The sequence below is a fragment of the Paratissierella segnis genome, from assembly GCF_014385195.1.
Taxonomy (GTDB): Bacteria; Bacillota; Clostridia; order Tissierellales; family Tissierellaceae; genus Paratissierella; species Paratissierella segnis.
The window spans coordinates 1-16,315 of the sequence record NZ_JACRTG010000014.1; the positions used below are offsets into that span (position 1 = coordinate 1).

General features: G+C 33.7%; 18 protein-coding genes. 16 read left to right on the top strand and 2 right to left on the bottom strand.

Annotation, left to right across the window (positions count from 1 at the left end; all coding sequences use genetic code 11):
- Positions 1-128: 128 nt before the first annotated feature.
- The 9 genes from H8707_RS04885 to H8707_RS04920 all read left to right on the top strand — a co-directional run bounded on the left by H8707_RS04885 (position 129) and on the right by H8707_RS04920 (position 8,627).
- Complete coding sequence (locus H8707_RS04885; protein ID WP_262429020.1) at positions 129-1,286, top strand: macrolide family glycosyltransferase; 1,158 nt, start codon at positions 129-131, stop codon at positions 1,284-1,286.
- A 439-nt stretch (positions 1,287-1,725) separates the two neighbouring features.
- Complete coding sequence (locus tag H8707_RS04890; protein WP_262429021.1) at positions 1,726-1,878, top strand: alpha/beta hydrolase; 153 nt, start codon at positions 1,726-1,728, stop codon at positions 1,876-1,878.
- Between the two features lie 127 nt (positions 1,879-2,005).
- Positions 2,006-2,359 (top strand): IS66 family transposase, encoded by a 354-nt coding sequence (locus H8707_RS04895; protein ID WP_262429022.1) that lies wholly within the window; start codon positions 2,006-2,008, stop codon positions 2,357-2,359.
- 218 nt (positions 2,360-2,577) lie between these two features.
- Complete coding sequence (locus tag H8707_RS04900; RefSeq protein ID WP_262429023.1) at positions 2,578-2,970, top strand: BlaI/MecI/CopY family transcriptional regulator; 393 nt, start codon at positions 2,578-2,580, stop codon at positions 2,968-2,970.
- The gene (locus H8707_RS04905; protein ID WP_262429024.1) at positions 2,967-4,601 is read left to right on the top strand and encodes a M23/M56 family metallopeptidase; all 1,635 of its coding nucleotides are present in this window, start codon (positions 2,967-2,969) and stop codon (positions 4,599-4,601) included. The genes H8707_RS04900 and H8707_RS04905 overlap by 4 nt, the downstream gene beginning before the upstream one ends.
- A 334-nt stretch (positions 4,602-4,935) precedes the next feature.
- Entirely contained in the window at positions 4,936-5,022 is an 87-nt protein-coding gene (locus tag H8707_RS15215) for a DUF6664 family protein (protein ID WP_394354634.1), read from the top strand.
- Between the two features lie 384 nt (positions 5,023-5,406).
- Positions 5,407-6,081, top strand: a complete 675-nt coding sequence (locus tag H8707_RS04910; RefSeq protein WP_262429025.1) for a polyphosphate polymerase domain-containing protein — start codon at positions 5,407-5,409, stop codon at positions 6,079-6,081.
- 16 nt (positions 6,082-6,097) lie between these two features.
- Positions 6,098-6,766, top strand: a complete 669-nt coding sequence (locus tag H8707_RS04915; RefSeq protein WP_262429026.1) for a DUF4956 domain-containing protein — start codon at positions 6,098-6,100, stop codon at positions 6,764-6,766.
- A 28-nt stretch (positions 6,767-6,794) separates the two neighbouring features.
- Complete coding sequence (locus H8707_RS04920) at positions 6,795-8,627, top strand: CotH kinase family protein (RefSeq protein WP_262429027.1); 1,833 nt, start codon at positions 6,795-6,797, stop codon at positions 8,625-8,627.
- A 92-nt stretch (positions 8,628-8,719) separates the two neighbouring features.
- Here the strand turns inward: H8707_RS04920 and H8707_RS04925 are convergent, their stop codons facing one another.
- Positions 8,720-9,916: a saccharopine dehydrogenase family protein gene (locus H8707_RS04925; protein WP_262429028.1), complete on the bottom strand. Its 1,197-nt coding sequence runs from the start codon at positions 9,914-9,916 to the stop codon at positions 8,720-8,722.
- A 243-nt stretch (positions 9,917-10,159) separates the two neighbouring features.
- On the opposite strand from H8707_RS04925, the gene H8707_RS04930 reads away from it, so the two are divergent.
- The 4 genes from H8707_RS04930 (at position 10,160) to H8707_RS04945 (ending at position 13,770) form a co-directional block, all read left to right on the top strand.
- The gene (locus H8707_RS04930; protein WP_262429029.1) at positions 10,160-10,285 is read left to right on the top strand and encodes a hypothetical protein; all 126 of its coding nucleotides are present in this window, start codon (positions 10,160-10,162) and stop codon (positions 10,283-10,285) included.
- Positions 10,286-10,466: 181 nt separating this feature from the next.
- Complete coding sequence (gene abc-f, locus H8707_RS04935) at positions 10,467-12,362, top strand: ribosomal protection-like ABC-F family protein (protein ID WP_262429030.1); 1,896 nt, start codon at positions 10,467-10,469, stop codon at positions 12,360-12,362.
- A 389-nt stretch (positions 12,363-12,751) separates the two neighbouring features.
- A complete protein-coding gene (locus H8707_RS04940) occupies positions 12,752-13,015 on the top strand; it encodes a TIGR04076 family protein (RefSeq protein WP_262429031.1) in 264 nt (87 codons plus the stop codon).
- A 47-nt stretch (positions 13,016-13,062) separates the two neighbouring features.
- Positions 13,063-13,770 (top strand): hypothetical protein, encoded by a 708-nt coding sequence (locus H8707_RS04945; RefSeq protein ID WP_262429032.1) that lies wholly within the window; start codon positions 13,063-13,065, stop codon positions 13,768-13,770.
- A 78-nt stretch (positions 13,771-13,848) separates the two neighbouring features.
- On the opposite strand, the gene H8707_RS04950 is transcribed toward H8707_RS04945, so the two are convergent.
- Positions 13,849-13,995: a hypothetical protein gene (locus H8707_RS04950; protein ID WP_262429033.1), complete on the bottom strand. Its 147-nt coding sequence runs from the start codon at positions 13,993-13,995 to the stop codon at positions 13,849-13,851.
- Positions 13,996-14,063: 68 nt separating this feature from the next.
- On the opposite strand from H8707_RS04950, the gene H8707_RS04955 reads away from it, so the two are divergent.
- The 3 genes from H8707_RS04955 to H8707_RS04965 all read left to right on the top strand — a co-directional run bounded on the left by H8707_RS04955 (position 14,064) and on the right by H8707_RS04965 (position 16,304).
- Positions 14,064-14,423 carry a DUF134 domain-containing protein gene (locus H8707_RS04955; protein ID WP_262429034.1) on the top strand — a complete coding sequence of 120 codons (360 nt, stop codon included), beginning with the start codon at positions 14,064-14,066 and terminating at the stop codon, positions 14,421-14,423.
- A gap of 212 nt (positions 14,424-14,635) precedes the next feature.
- Positions 14,636-15,487 carry an Mrp/NBP35 family ATP-binding protein gene (locus H8707_RS04960; RefSeq protein WP_262429035.1) on the top strand — a complete coding sequence of 284 codons (852 nt, stop codon included), beginning with the start codon at positions 14,636-14,638 and terminating at the stop codon, positions 15,485-15,487.
- Entirely contained in the window at positions 15,480-16,304 is an 825-nt protein-coding gene (locus H8707_RS04965; RefSeq protein WP_262429036.1) for a C-GCAxxG-C-C family (seleno)protein, read from the top strand. The genes H8707_RS04960 and H8707_RS04965 overlap by 8 nt, the downstream gene beginning before the upstream one ends.
- The last annotated feature ends 11 nt before the right edge of the window (positions 16,305-16,315 follow it).

Sequence of the window (16,315 nt, forward strand, 5' to 3'; positions counted from 1 at the left end):
ACAAGTATTTGCTTAACAGATTTGACAGTCATAAAGGGTAGTTCTTTATTAATGCAATTTGCAAAAATAAATTAATGTTTAGAACACTTAAAAAGTTGTTCTAAACATATTATACGAGGTGTTAAAAAATGAAAGTAGCTTGGTTTTGTATTCCAGCACATGGCCATACAAATCCTACACTAGGTGTGGTTAAGGATTTGACTGACGCAGGGCATGAAGTATATTATTTTTCTTTTAAAATGTTTAGGGGAAAAATAGAGAATGTAGGAGCTCATTTTATCAGCTGTGATGCTTACGACTTTGAAATGGAAGATAAGGATAATGCAGACAGAGTGGGAAAAGACATGGCATTTGCAACAGAGTTACTTGTAAGTTCAACCCTTGCTTTAGATGAAATGATAGCGGAAAAAGTTGAAGCAATTAAACCTGATATGATTGTATCCGATTCAGTCGCTTACTGGGGAAAACTAACAGCGATGAAATACAATATTCCATATGTATCTTCTACAACGACATTTGCTTTTAATCGTCATTCAGCTAAATATATGAAGCGTGGGGCAAGAGAAATAATAAAAATGCTCCTAGCAATGCCAAAGATTAATAAGCAAATTAAGCGGTTACAGGTTAAAGGTTATGCTATCAAAGGCATTCTTGATATTGTTCAAAATGATAATGAAACCAATACTATTGTATATACATCTAAAGCATTTCAACCATGTTCAGATACATTTTCAGATAAGTATCACTTTATAGGACCATCTATTCGACCTATTGAGAATTCCATGAAAAAGACTTCGAAAAAGACAATATATATTTCGATGGGTACAGTAAATAAAAATAAAGAGTTTTACCTTAATTGTATTGATGCTCTCAAAACAACAGATTATCAAGTAATTATTTCTATGGGAGACAATAGCGATTATTTTAACGATTTGCCAGATAATATTCAGGTATATAAATCCGTTGATCAGATGGCGGTATTGTCAATTTCAGATGTCTTTATCACTCATTGTGGAATGAATTCTACTTCTGAAGGATTGTATTTTGAAGTGCCTTTAATTCTTTTTCCACAAACACCTGAGCAAGGGGCGGTAGCAGCTAGAGTAACAGAGCTTGGAGCTGGGCTTAAACTAAAGTCTATTAGCAAAGAGGAAGTATTAATCGCAATTAATGAAGTGTTAAATAATTCTATATATAAAGAAAATGCGGTGAATATTTCGAAAAGCTTTAAATTGTGTGGTGGAGCTAAAGAGGCAAGGAGTTTTTTAGAAACAATTATTAGTTAGATCTAACTGTTAAATTTCAATTTATATTGAGATAATTAAGAAAAGCTGGTAAACATGTTTTCGTAAACTTGTCATGTGGAGTGTGTTATCTTGATGTCAAGGTTAGAGGAGTAAAAAGACTGATAGATAGAAGCTTTGGAGGTTAAAAATTTTGAAATATGAATTGATGTATGAATCAACCTTGAAACCTTGATGCTGTATAATAAAACTTGACAAATATCTTGAACAAATCACTTTAAGAAAACATAGAAGAAGTAACATAGCCAAGAGTAAAGAATGAAATCAACGTAAAATATAGACCGACAAATTTTAATGTTATAACACAAAAAAGAACATGAAAAAGAGAAGGGAAAGGAATTTATCATATTAATATAACTTATGAGATGCGGAATTACGGTAGGAAATTGCTGCTAATAGGATAAATATACAAAATTGTGAGATGTTATATGACAATACTAATATATCAAGCTATATTAAAGCTAAAGAACCTTATGCATCACCATTGTATGAAACAGATTTTTCAACTTTACCGCCAGCATTAATTATTGTTGGGGAATTTGATCCTTTAGTTGATGAAGATATGGCTCCCTAGGAATATAGATGGTTAATAGAGGGGTTGTCAATTGACCAGAAAAAGGTTATTCAAAAATTAGATAATAGAAGGATAATATAGATACTTGAAACTACTGATATACCGTCAAGAAAATGATTGAAAACATATGGGTTTTCCATTAAGCCGTGCAACCCTACCTACAACAGGAATAGCATATTGTAACCAGTTGTTTGAGTGGGAAAGGAAGTTCAAAACCCTATCACCAGAAGAAAGAAAAAGAATGCGTCTAGAAAAAGAAGAACCTGTACTAGATGCCTTTTGGTCATGGGTTGAAACCTCAATTCAAAAAGTACTTTCCAAATCTAATATTGGAAAGGCTCTTCAATATGCCCAAAATCACAAATATTTAGAATTTATACTATCAAGATTACCAGGATCCGATTTAAGAGCCAACCCCAAAGCCTTAAATCTAATGATGCCTTGGGATGAATTAATTCAAAAAACATGTAAATCTGATTAATTACTATTATATAATTATACAATACATCTTTTATTGTACGCTTACGTTCATCTTTTCGTTTTGGATATGAGTGCATATATCATATGATTGATATAAATAAATCACAAAACAATTTAAAATTTTTCTTGACATTACTACAACAATGTAGTAAGCTAAAATCACTACAAGATGTAGTGAAGTTGTCTCAGACGTGTGACAATGAATGGAGGGTGTACACCATGAACAATTTTCAAAAATTATCAGAAACTGAAATGGAAGTGATGGAGATTATCTGGGCTACCGACCATCCTATTACTTCCAGCGAACTGCTTGAGATTTTTGCACGGGATAAGGGGAGGAAATGGAAAGGGCAAACAATGGCAACCTTCTTGGCACGGCTGGTTGAAAAAGGCGTCCTGATTATCACCGGTCAGCAGGGTCGTACAAATATTTACGAGCCTTGCATGTCACTGGAGCAATACCGGAGTCAAGAAGCAAAGAACCTGCTGGAAACTCTATATAAAGGTTCGGTGAAAAACTTCTTGGTAACACTCTATGATGGCAATGACTTGACTGTCGAGGAAATAGCCGAACTAAAACAGTGGTTTTCACAAAAGGAGGCAAAAAAATGAACACAATGTTTATCGCCGTACTTTTGATGTCGGCAACGGGTATCTTACTTGTTTTGTGCTTGGCGCTTTTGCGTCCTTTGACAACAAAAACGCTAACCGCAACATGGCATTATCGTATGTATATATTAGTGGTATTGTTTCTGCTTGTTCCTGTTGGAATTGTTGGCGGTAATCTTTTTTCAAATATACCAACTACGACGAATCAGGGGCTTCCAAATGTGCCTGTTATCCTTAATGATATGATAACCGTACAACAAACGGATATATTACCACCACAAACCGGGCAGGCTTTACCGCAGATAGATTCTACTGCCTTAATGCCCACCGTGCCTGTAACGACTGCCTTTATACTAAAAACAGTTTTATCATTTTTGCCACTTATATGGCTTGTTGGGGTTTTCGTGTTCATTATTTTGTATGGTATTCAATTTGTCCGATTTAGGCGCAAACTCATGCGGACAAGTTTGCAAATTGATGATACGAGAACACTTCTCGCGCTAAAAAACTCAATGACTGAAATGGGTATAAAGGGCAAGCTCCAAGTATTGTCAAACGATATCATTAAAACACCCATGCTTGTGGGTCTGTTCAAAACATTTTTAATACTGCCCGAAGTGGAAATGAGCGAAAGGGAGCTTAAAGTTATTTTCAAACATGAGCTTATTCATTTCAAGCGGTGTGATTTGTGGGTGAAATCTCTGACGTTTGTGGCAAACGCAATCCATTGGTTTAATCCAGCTGCATATCGGCTGACGAAAAACATTGACACTTTTTGCGAGCTTTCATGTGACGAACAGGTGGTATCTGATATGAACATGGAAGAACGACAATTTTATGGCGAAACGATTCTCAATGTCCTGTGCAGGGTTGTAAATCAACATTCGGGCATGTACGCTACACTTGCGGAATCAAAAAAGGGAATTGAAAGAAGGTTGACACATATGATGAACGTAAAAAATACCTCAAAAAAAATTGTTATTATTTCATTTGTTATCGCTGCTATATTATGTCTTATAGGCTTTGCGATGGCATCATTCATGAATACAATAGGAGAAGATACCGATTTGAATGATAACCTCGGCGAATATTCTATAAACGGCATTAATGAACCTAACCAGGATGATACTATCCGGGATTCGGATGTCATGCAGGAATCAACCACCAACCCGCAGGATGAAAAATCTTCTGTTTCGAAATCAAATACGCCAAACGATAGCAATATCGTCGGGAAATATCTGTGGCCTGTAACAGGGTATGATCGTGTTTCCGCTGCATATGGTACTCGTATGCATCCTATAAAAAAGGAAATGGTGTTTAATAACGGGATTGATATTCCGGCACCTGAAGGAACATCTGTACTTGCTACCGATAAGGGAACAGTCGACAAGATAGGAGATAATGAAACGGATGGTAATTATGTCATTTTGAATCACGACGGCGGTATTCAGACTTTTTACTCGAAATTGTTTGGATTTGCAGAAGGACTTGCAGTGGGTGATACCGTGCAGCAAGGCGACGTTATCGGCTATGTCGGGGCAACAGGCTATGCAACGGGCCCCCATCTACACTTCGGCTTGATTATTGATGATGAGTACATTGACCCGATGAGTGTTTTTACACAAGACAATTGAGCTTAAATCCAAGTATTAATAGGCGATTTGGTATTATTTATATTCCAAGTTGTTTAATGGATAATGAAGAAATATCATCTTGCCAGCAAAATCATATTATTAAATGTTAAGAAAATGAAGGAGCATATTTATTATCGGAATGATAAAAAAATCTATTCCAGCAACCATTGTTACATCTCTCATTGTTTTATTCCTCCGTCAGGTTATCATCATGAATAATCCGACAAATCAGGAGAGCGTATTGCAGGTTATTTTAGTGCTGGTGTTTACATTAGTTGCTGTGATAATTGCATTTCAGAAGAAGGTAACGAAACTGGAGTAAAAAACCACGATTATATTACTCTGTCGATACGGCCGGTCCGTGTACTTACGTGGCTGCTATGACAGCGTGAGGTATCTAAAAAAAGCAGGGATTTTATAGAGTGCGGCGGCATTGGTGAAAGGCTGATGTTGTCTGTCTTTTACATAGCCATGCGGATATTTTAATTCTGTTTGTCAGTTGCTGTAAATATAAAAACAATTCTATTTCATACTTATCTATTTAGCGAGATTAAACTAAATATATAAAGTAAAAGAAGCTAAGTTTTAGGTCAGTTTTAAAGGCCGCAAACTTAGCTTCTTCTTTTTTATAGCGGATATTCATTATAAAAATAGGATCTGTTTTTAAGGTCTTAAATATAAATTTAGCAAGTTTTTAATGTATAAAAGTTCAGATAAAGTTCAGACAGTGACCAAATAGAATTCAGATAGGCTAGCTATAATACATATGCAAAGTAAAATATAGAGTTTGGGGGTGAGTATATAAATGGGGAAAAAAGCTAGGCATGAACATAAAATGTATATTAATATTCCGGATTATATGGGACTTGTTTCAAAATTAAAATATATAGCCAAATCAGATAATAATGCTTTGGAAGATGGCAGATATAAAATTAGAAGTCTATATTTCGATAATTATATGGATAAGGCTGTTATGGAAAAGTTTTCGGGGGTTAGCAGAAGAGAAAAATTTAGAGTTAGATTATATAACGATGACCCTAGTTTCATTAGGTTGGAAAAAAAGAGTAAATTTAATAGATTGTGCTATAAGGAAAGCGAAACTTTAACCAAAGAGGAATGTAAAAAAATACTTAATGGAGAATATAGTTTTCTGAAAGAAAAGAAAGAACTGCTTTTTATAGAGCTATATACAAAGATAAATTATCAAAATCTAAGACCAAAGATAATTGTAGACTATAAAAGAGAAGCATATATATATTCAGCAGGCAATGTTCGTATTACCTTGGACAGTGACATTAGGATGTCAAATAATGTAAACGGTATTTTTGATCCGAAACTTGTTACTATTCCTTCTGCTGATGCAATTATTCTTGAAATAAAATATGATGGGTTTCTTCCGGAAATTATAAGGCAAATTATAAGAATAGATAATAAAAACGAAACTGAGTTTTCAAAATATGGAGTTTCCAGACTAGTATAAATAGGGAGTGTATATTATGTTAGAACAATTATTTAATTTCGATTTTTTAAATAAAGCTGCAACATTTTCAATACCGGATATTTTAGCAGCTTTAGGAATATCATTTGTTTTAGGTTTGTTTATTTTTATAGTATATCAAAAGACTTATATAGGAGTGATGTACTCTTCATCCTTTGGTATAACTTTAATTGGAATGGATATGATTACGACCTTGGTAATCCTTGCGGTTTCATCAAATCTAATCACCTCATTAGGCATGGTAGGAGCTCTTTCTATAGTTCGTTTCAGAACGGTAGTAAAAGAACCTCTTGACTTAGTTTATTTATTTTGGTCTATAACCACAGGTATTATAGTTGGAGCAGGGCTTATTTCTCTTGCTATTATAGGTTCAATCATTATAGGACTGATATTAGTAATATTTACAGGCAGAAAAACTACAGATACGCCATATGTACTGGTTATAAACTGTAATAATGAAGAGTCAGAATCAGCATCTATAAAAATGATTCAGGAAAATACTAAAAGATTTTTAACCAAATCAAAAAATGTTTCAAAAGATGGCATAGAGCTTACGATTGAAGTACGATTAAAAGATTCTTCAACTAATTTTTTGAATGAACTTTTAGATACCAGTGGAGTATCAAGTGCAGTTTTAGTTAGTTACAATGGCGATTATTACATGTAACTAATAAAATCTATCAGGAGGTAGGCTTATGATTAATAGCAAAAACTTAGGCAAAATTACAATTATCCTAATATTTTTTTCTTTAATAGGATGTATAGGAATTGTATATATGGCAAACGGAAATACAGAAACAAAATCTCCTGATTATGAAGATAAATTATTTGGAGATAATATACTCAAAATAGATATTGAAGTAGATGAAGAAGACTGGCAAAGCTTATTGGATAATCCATTAGCAAAGGATTATATATCGGGTAATTTAACTATCAATGGAAATAAGTTTAGTGCTGTAGGTATTAGAACCAAAGGAAATACCAGTTTGTCTCAAGTAGCACAGATGGAGGACAGTGATAGATACAGTTTGGAATTTAAGTCAAATCACTATGTTAAAGGTCAGACTTTTTATGGGTTGGATTCCTTTTGTATTAATAATATGATTAGTGATCCAACATATATGAAAGATTATTTGGCTTATGACCTTATGAAATATATCGGAGTAGATACTCCCCTCACTAACTATGCCAGTGTGACTGTGAATGGAGAGGATTTTGGATTTTATATTGCACTTGAAAGGTACAATAAATCTTTTCTTGATAGAGTTTATAATACATCAGGCGGTGAGCTCTACAATGTTAAAATGTCTATGGGTGGAAAAGATGATCTTGGGCAGGATGAGAAGATTAAAAACCCCAAAGTTAACAATGATGAAAGAAACAAATCTAATTTAAGTGATATAGAAGGTGGGGAGAATTCGTTTAATTTAGAAAATATGCGCAGAGAGCTTCCTGATACAGAAGATTCTGAAGGTTCTATAGAAAATGAAAGAGGAATGGGGGGTAAAGGCGGCATGGGCGATAGAGGCGGAGGAAGTCTACTATATACTGATGATGAGATCAGCAGTTATAGTTCTATATTCAATAATGCAGTATTTAATAAAAACTCTGATAAGGACAAAGAAAGAGTAATTTTGGCATTAAAAAACCTAAATGAAGGAAATGACTTGGAGAATTACATTGACGTAGATAAAACTTTACGATATTTAGCAGCTCATACAGTATTAGTAAATTTAGACAGTTATTCATCAAATATGGCTCAAAATTATTATTTATATGAAAAGGGTGGAAAACTCACAATATTGCCATGGGATTATAACCTTTCATTTGGTGGATTTCAAGGAGGAGATGCCAGCGGTGTTATAAACTTTCCAATAGATACTCCTGTTAGCGGAGTCAGTGTGGAGGAGAGACCTCTAATTAATAAATTACTGGAAATAGATGAGTATAAGGAGAAGTACCATAATTATTTGCAGGAAATAGTAGATGGATATTTTAAGAGTGGGGTTTTTGAGAAAACAATACTTTCCATAGATGAAAAGATTAATGAATATGTTAAGAATGATACCACATCGTTTACCACATATGAAAAATACGAGTTATCTCTACCGGTGCTTATGAAATTTGGAGAACTTCGCGCTGAAAGTATTAATGGACAACTCAATGGAAGTGTTCCGGCAACAACAGAAGGGCAAAAAGAAAATCAAGATTTATTAGTGGACACTTCCAATATTGATCTGTCAGATTTAGGAGGCATGGGTAAAGGTGCCGGAGGTAAAAAAAATGAAGGTGATGCTCCAAATTTTATGCCAAAGACTAGTCAAACACCGGAACAAGGAGGATCTCCAAATAGAAAGAGAGAAGTTTCGGAAGGGCAAAATGATTTCCCGGGTAATCGCAATAATTCTTCAGAGAATCAGTATTTTAGTCACGAGTCAAACAAAGGAAATATTTTAATAATAGTTTTCTCATTATTACTTTTGTGGGGAGCATTTATTTTCATATATAAAAGAAAAAAGAATTATTAACAATGTAGAGCATGGTAATTAAGGGACTATCTATTTCTGGATAGTCCCTTTATAAGAGTAAATTAAAATGAATAAAGTATAAATTTTAAAGGTTATTTATACTCTTCTCTAACAGTAAGTTCTTCACTAATTGTAAATCTAAAACCATCGTCACGGACTCTCTTTCCCGTTTCTTTTACAAATTTGTTTGCATCTTCTATAGCTTCTTCAACTACCATAATACCCTTTTTAGTTATTTCTCCTTTGGCTAACATTTCAGCACCTAAGATTAGTGGGATTGCTGTAAGTGGAGCCATGTTGCCTGCTAATCTTCCTACATAAGATATGTATTTTCCATCTTTTTTGCCGTGTAGTTCAGTTGCTGCACATGCAGTAACGCCCTTTAAAAATTCCTTAAGTTCTTCTTTTGTCATTACTGGTTGGGTTGCCTTTTGTGCTAATAATACAGCTAGTGAAAAGTCACGAGGCGATACAGGGTTGCCATTAATATTAAGCGGATTATCAGATGTAAGACCTGATAAGCACAGGTCCCTAAATCCTTCATATGCTGAGAGTGGTTCAAGACTGAATCTTACAGATACATCTTGAATTTCCGGTGAGTATCTAGGGAATGTAAATACTTCAGGATGACCTATTCTAGCAACCTTACGGACACCATAAGGTTCTCCAAAGTCGAAATCCCATTCTTCACGGAATGAAGGTTCGTTAAATAATTTTCCATCTTTAATATATGGAGCATTGTCTACACATTCTAACATATGCCCAAGCACTGCAGGACCACCGGGTTCTTTATTATCACATGCAAAGTAGAATATAGCTTTATCAAGTGAATCAAAATAACGTTGTTCTGCACTACATGCCAGTACTGATAAAATTCCCGGGCTTGCGCCAAGACCCATTATCATGCTAAGACCTTTTTCTTCAGCTTTTTTTGGTAAATCTGATTCAAATATTTTATGAAATGCTTCTATATCATCGCAGAAATCAATATAGTGTTTCCCAGCTTTTATTGTAGTTTCTATAATCTTATATGCAAGAACATGATAAGGACCTGTACAATTAGCGACAACGTCACAATCCTTTATAAGTTCATATAACGCTTCTTCGTCAGAAACATCAACTTGTGCAGCTTTAACTATTGGTGAGTTAAGTTTTTCTACAATTTCCTTATTTTTTTCAAGATTACGAGATGAAATTACCACCTCGTTGAAAACGCTACCATGATTAAGCAAATCTTTAATTCCATAGAGAGCTTGAGAACCTGATCCACCTAATACAACTAGTTTCATAATAATCCCTCCTATATTATTTAGCTAATGTTTTACCATCATCTGATTGTTAATATTATATCATAGGTGTTTATAAAAGTCTAATAAAAGGTAATATTTATTTATATAAGATTTACAGGAAGAATTTTGAAATTGAGTCAACTAAAAGATAAGATTTCACAAATAGAGATATTACTAAATCTATTGAATATATAGCATATATGTGATAAAATTAGTTAAAATTACAAGGTGGTGAGCATAATTATGGAATCTTTAGTTAACAGTGTTTTAAAGATGCTATCCAATATTAGAATGATAGGATTTAGAAGAAATTTCAACCAAGGGATAGGTATGTCTAAAATTAATATTATGTTAACTAGAGAGAAGTAGTTATTTTACCGTTTATTGATTTATATTTATAAAAAATGACCTGGGTGAATTATTGCTTGCCTAGGTTTTTTTATATGGAAAAAATATCGTGATGAATTTATGTATTTAAAAATATTTTTAAACAATGAACCTAGGTAAAACTTCCTTAACCTAGGTTTGTTTTTTGAAAGGAGAACTAAAAATGATAGAATTATCCTTAAATAATGTTGAAAAGTATTATGGAGCGAATCAAGCATTAAAGGATTTAACGTTTCAAGTATCAAAAGGAGTTCGGGTTGGAATCGTAGGTAGAAATGGAACAGGAAAAACTACAATATTTAAAGTGATAACTGGAATAGAGAATTATGATAATGGCATAATCTCTATTCGTAAGGGAAGTAGCATAGGTTATTTGGAACAAATCCCAGATTACCCATCAGAGTATAGAGCTAAGGATGTTTTAAATGAAGCCTTTAGGGACTTGTTGGAGCTTCAATCCACGTTAAGAGAGCTCGAAGTAAAGATGAGCACTGTTGAAGGGGGAGAATTAAATTACACAATAAAGAAATATGGAGATTTGCGTGATATTTTCGAAACCAAGGGTGGATATGAAATTGAAGAAAAAATGAGCAAAGTATGCAATGGGCTTGGGTTCAATCAAGATTTTTTAAACATGGAATTTAATGATTTAAGTGGCGGAGAAAAGACCACAGTGATTTTAGGGAAGATATTACTTGAAGGACCTGATATTTTACTCTTAGATGAACCAACAAATCATCTTGATATGAGTTCCATGAGTTGGCTGGAATCATATTTGACTGAATATAATGGAACAGTATTGATCATATCTCATGATAGATATTTTCTGGATAGTGTTGTGAATAAGATCGTTGAAATAGAAAATGGTACAGCAAAAAGTTATGCGGGAAACTACTCATCATATGTAGAAGAGAAAGATAAAGTGTATTTAGAAGAATTAAAACGCTATGAAAATCAGCAAAAGAAAATTAGATCAATGGAAGAATCGATTAAAAGACTTAAAGATTGGGCAGATAGAGGCGACAATGAGAATATGTTTCGAAGAGCATTTAGTATGGAAAAGCGTTTAGAAAAAATGGAGAAGGTTGATAAGCCAGTACTAGATACTAGAAATATAAAGTTGAACTTTAGTATCCAAGATAGATCTGGGAAAGATGTTATTGGGGTGAAGGGGTTGCAAATGAAACTAGAAGGAAAAACCTTATTCAATAATCTGAATTTTTCCCTTAAGTATGGTGAAAGAGTTGCTATTTTAGGTAAAAATGGTAGTGGAAAAACTACTTTACTTAAGACTATTCTCGGTGAAATATCAGCAGATGAGGGAGAAGTAAAGATAGGAGTTAATGTGAAGATAGGGTATCTTCAACAAAACATTCACTTTAATAATGAAGATGATACAGTATTAGATATCTTTAGAGAGGGTTATATTTGCTCTGAAACTGAGGCGAGAAATATATTATCTAGGTTTTTATTTTATAGTGAAGATATTTTCAAAAGGGGAAAGAATCTTTCAGGCGGTGAAAGGGCAAGACTTCGTCTTTGTCAATTAATGTATAAGGATGTAAATACACTTATATTGGATGAACCAACAAATCATTTAGATATTATGAGTCGTGAGATGTTAGAAGAAACTTTAAACAAGTTTCAAGGAAGTATAATCTTTGTATCTCATGATCGTTATTTTATTAATAAGATTGCAGATAGGATAGATGAACTTTCTAATGGAACATTAAAAAGCTATTATGGGGACTATGATTACTATAAAGAGAAAAGATTGAATTATAATAATGTAGAAGAACCCCATAAGAAAAGTAAAGAATATACTAACAAAAAAGTTGAAGACAGTAAAAAAACTATAAAAGATACGCCTAATGCTAAGAGAATAAAGGAAATAGAAGATGATATAAAGAAACAAGAAACTTTATTGAAGGAGAAAGAAATAGAATTAGATTTATATTCTACAGACTATATTAAATTGAATGATTTATATAAAGAGAAAGTAGACTTGAAAGATAAATTAGATAAGCTCCTTGATGAATGGATTCGGTTAAATGAATAAAAATGATATTAATCTGCTTATAAAATAACCAAAGTAAAAGCAGCTTTAGCACTTCTTGATTGAGGTGCTTTTTTGGGACTAGAAAGCTTCACGCAGAAGAGATATACAGGATATTAGACTTCGTCTCATCTAATAGTACCGCATAATATAATCTGCTGCCTGTTCCAGAGTGATTTCGGATACTTAACTTTACTTTTACTTACACAATCACATTACATGGGAGGTTTTCCTAGGTGTGAGCGCTAGACTCTTTGAAGTATACTATGATCAGAATGTATGTGCTATAATATATGAATAGGAATTTATGAGGGACCCGTTATGCTATCTTGCTATGGGTCAATTCTGCCCCAAGTTAGGGTTCAGGTAATAGGGATTTGAAAGGAGATTATATGACAAAGGTAAAAATAACAGTTGCTGAAAGTAAGTGCCGATGCGGTTATCATAAAAAGGGGGATTGTTTTATCGTAGAAGATTTGTGTCCCCCATTATGCCATGAACTGTGGAATTGTGCTTATCCATCGGTATATGCTTTACAAAACGGAGCTATTTTAGATTATGGTGATGGAAAGGCTCCTGAATTTGATATAAAATGTCCAGACGGAGGGCGAGTAATTATTCATGGAGAGCGGATAGATGTGGTGAATAATTGTTAAGCAAGGTAAAAATAAAAATGTAACCCCAATTTGAAGGAGATGTTAACGTGAGAAATAAAGTACTGTCTATTGAGCAGAAAAAAATACAATCAGATCTTTGGACAATAGCCTTGATTTCATTTGCGGCACTCGCTATCTATATGCTTTTACAGAATAGAATTGTTGTGCTCATAAAGGGAGGCAGTATAAACATATTGTTGCGTGTTTTGATTGGGGCGGTTTTTCAATTTGGTTTAGCAGGATTGGGAATTTCCGTTGTATTAATTTACAGGAAGGAAAGTTTTCTTGATTATGGTCTGAATAAAAAAGGCTGGATTAAATCAATCGCATTTTGTTTCATATGCTTTGTTCCCCACACCATTTTCATGCAGTTGACCAATCAAATAACAGGCTATTTACCGTTTCAATCTGTCTGGACAACTAAAGATGTATTGTCAGGCAATTTTCCTGTAAATATAATAGGTATGTTTATAACTGGTGCTGTCTGGGGTTTTTTTGAAGGCTTTAATTATGTTGTAATTAGTGATAAAATTAACAGCTTATATTCAAGTACAAATAAATGGCTTAATTGGGGGGCGATTATCTGTTCTGTAATGTGTATACTTATTCATGGAGTAATTGGTATAACTCTAGAAAGTATTATTGAAATGATTACTGTATTCACCGCTATATATGGTATGCTTATGGTAAAACAATTTACAGGTAATGCATGGGGATGTGTGTTCGTTTTCATTTTCCTATGGAATGCTTTTTAGTATAGATATAAAATTCAAATTTGGACACACAATGTTTTGTCGGGACTGTTTGGTTTTAATCATTATCTTTATACTCCTTCACTTATTCATCCTACAAAATTCTCTAAATCCCTTTTCAATTGCAATTATATATCGTGATGTGATTTCGACTTGTTCAGCTATAGTATCTTTTGTAAGTGCTGTGTCATGTTGGTACTGACAATGGATGTAAAAAGTTATTGACATATGTCGTTAATGGAATATAATAGGCATTATAAATGACATATGCCATAAACTATAAGGAGGTGAATTATATGCCAAGACCAATGAAATGGAGAAAAGTATGCTGTTTACCAGAAAGTAATAAATTTGGTCCTCTTAATTCTACGTCATATGATAAAGATTATGTAAATATGACGGTTGACGAATATGAAGCGATAAGGCTTATCGATTTAGAGGGATTTACACAAGAAGAATGTGCTAAGCAGATGAATGTTGCTCGAACTACCGTTCAGGGCATTTATATTGAAGCTAGAAAAAAGCTGGCGGAATCATTAGTTAATGGTAAAGTGCTACTAATTGAGGGAGGTGAATACCGACTCTGCAATGGATTTGGAGAGGGCTGTGGCCGTGGCTGTCGTAGACATAGACAAGGGAATGGAAAATATTTATAGATAATGATGATCGAGATGAATGATTATATAAATTGGTGTTAGAGAAAGGGTAAATTTTGAATAAAGCAATAAAAAATTGTTTGTATAAAAATGGAATAGAGGATTTTTATGAAGATTGCAATACCAGTAGATGAAAAAGATATTAAATCACTGTGGTTGGGAATAGATGTTAGAATTCAAAACTTAAATTATTAGCAAAGGAGAATAATGAAATGAGTGAGAGTTGTAATCAAAATTGCAGTAGCTGCTCGGAGGATTGTGAAGAAAGAAAAGAACAAAAAATTGATTTTTCAGAGAAGTTAAATCAGATGAGCAGCGTTAAAAAAGTAATAGGTGTTATTAGCGGTAAAGGGGGAGTCGGAAAGTCTCTTGTAACTTCCATTCTTGCAGTTATAATGAATAGGATGGGTTATCATACCGCCATTCTTGATGCGGACGTTACAGGACCTTCTATTCCGAAAGCATTTGGCATCAAGGGAAAAGCTGAAGGAAATGAGTTTGGCTTATTCCCTGTTAAAAGTAAGACTGGTATTGATATTATGTCTGTTAATTTACTTTTGGAAAACGACACTGATCCTGTAGTTTGGAGAGGTCCAATTATTGCCGGTACGGTCAAGCAATTCTGGACAGATGTTATCTGGGGAGATGTAGATTTTATGTTTATCGATATGCCTCCTGGAACCGGGGATGTTCCGCTTACAGTATTTCAATCAATAGCCGTTGATGGAATTATCGTTGTAACTTCACCCCAGGAACTGGTATCAATGATTGTATCGAAAGCTGTTAAGATGGCTGAAATGATGAATATACCTATTATTGGTTTGGTAGAAAATATGTCATATTTTACATGTCCTGATAACGGAAAAGACTATCATATATTTGGAGATAGTCATATTGAAGAAATAGCTGAAAAGCATAGATTAAAAGTTTTAGCTAAATTGCCAATTGACCCGAAAATATCTGCAGCATGTGATAAAGGTATGATAGAGTTATTTGATGAAAATTGGTTTGATTCTGTCGCTAAAATACTTTCAGAAGGAATAGAGGGAAAAGAAATTGAGTGAGCATTCAAAATTAGCAAAGGAATTGTATAAAAAAGGATATAATTGTTCACAGTCTGTTTTTGCAGCCTTTTGTGATGAGACGGGATTGGATTTAGAAACTTCACTAAAAATTTCTTCATCCTTTGGTGGCGGAATGGGCAAACTTCGTGAAGTATGTGGAGCAGTCAGTGGCATGTTTATGGTTGCAGGCATGATATACGGATATTCTGACCCGTCAGATAAAATTGCCAAAACTGAGCATTATAAGCTTATTCAGTCTATGGGTAAAAAGTTTAAAGATAAAAATAATTCAATTATATGCAGGGAACTTTTGAAACCATCTGTAAAAGATGATATTTCTATATCTGAGGATAAATCTGAAGGGAATCATAAAGATCCTTCTTGTGAAGAATTTGTGGAACAAGCAGCAATAATAATTGACGAGTACATTAAAAATAAAAAAATGGAGGAAAAAGAAATGATTAAAATTGCAGTAGCAAGCGAAAAGGAAATGGTAACAGAACATTTTGGACATTGTATCAATTTCAATATTTTTGAAGCTGAAAATGGGCAGATTACAAAAAGTGATTCTATTCCTAACCCAGGACACAAACCTGGATTTCTGCCGAATTTTTTAAATGATATGGGAGTTAATGTGATTATTTCAGGAGGTATGGGAGAAGGTGCTATAGATATCTTTAATGATAAAGGCATTGAAGTAATCGTAGGAGCATCCGGTAATGCGAAAGATGCTGCAAATGCATATCTTAAAGGAATGCTTAAGTCTACGGGGTCTGTTTGTCATGAGCATCAACATCATGATGAATGTGACGAATAGAATATTAGATT

Bases quoted from the DNA above. Each gene is read 5' to 3' on its own strand.
- H8707_RS04885 (WP_262429020.1), top strand. From the start codon at position 129: ATGAAAGTAGCTTGGTTTTGTATTCCAGCACATGGCCATACAAATCCT.
- H8707_RS04890 (WP_262429021.1), top strand. From the start codon at position 1,726: ATGTTATATGACAATACTAATATATCAAGCTATATTAAAGCTAAAGAA.
- H8707_RS04895 (WP_262429022.1), top strand. From the start codon at position 2,006: ATGGGTTTTCCATTAAGCCGTGCAACCCTACCTACAACAGGAATAGCA.
- H8707_RS04900 (WP_262429023.1), top strand. From the start codon at position 2,578: ATGAACAATTTTCAAAAATTATCAGAAACTGAAATGGAAGTGATGGAG.
- H8707_RS04905 (WP_262429024.1), top strand. From the start codon at position 2,967: ATGAACACAATGTTTATCGCCGTACTTTTGATGTCGGCAACGGGTATC.
- H8707_RS04910 (WP_262429025.1), top strand. From the start codon at position 5,407: ATGGGGAAAAAAGCTAGGCATGAACATAAAATGTATATTAATATTCCG.
- H8707_RS04915 (WP_262429026.1), top strand. From the start codon at position 6,098: ATGTTAGAACAATTATTTAATTTCGATTTTTTAAATAAAGCTGCAACA.
- H8707_RS04920 (WP_262429027.1), top strand. From the start codon at position 6,795: ATGATTAATAGCAAAAACTTAGGCAAAATTACAATTATCCTAATATTT.
- H8707_RS04925 (WP_262429028.1), bottom strand. From the start codon at position 9,916: ATGAAACTAGTTGTATTAGGTGGATCAGGTTCTCAAGCTCTCTATGGA.
- H8707_RS04930 (WP_262429029.1), top strand. From the start codon at position 10,160: ATGGAATCTTTAGTTAACAGTGTTTTAAAGATGCTATCCAATATTAGA.
- abc-f (WP_262429030.1), top strand. From the start codon at position 10,467: ATGATAGAATTATCCTTAAATAATGTTGAAAAGTATTATGGAGCGAAT.
- H8707_RS04940 (WP_262429031.1), top strand. From the start codon at position 12,752: ATGACAAAGGTAAAAATAACAGTTGCTGAAAGTAAGTGCCGATGCGGT.
- H8707_RS04950 (WP_262429033.1), bottom strand. From the start codon at position 13,995: ATGTCAATAACTTTTTACATCCATTGTCAGTACCAACATGACACAGCA.
- H8707_RS04955 (WP_262429034.1), top strand. From the start codon at position 14,064: ATGCCAAGACCAATGAAATGGAGAAAAGTATGCTGTTTACCAGAAAGT.
- H8707_RS04960 (WP_262429035.1), top strand. From the start codon at position 14,636: ATGAGTGAGAGTTGTAATCAAAATTGCAGTAGCTGCTCGGAGGATTGT.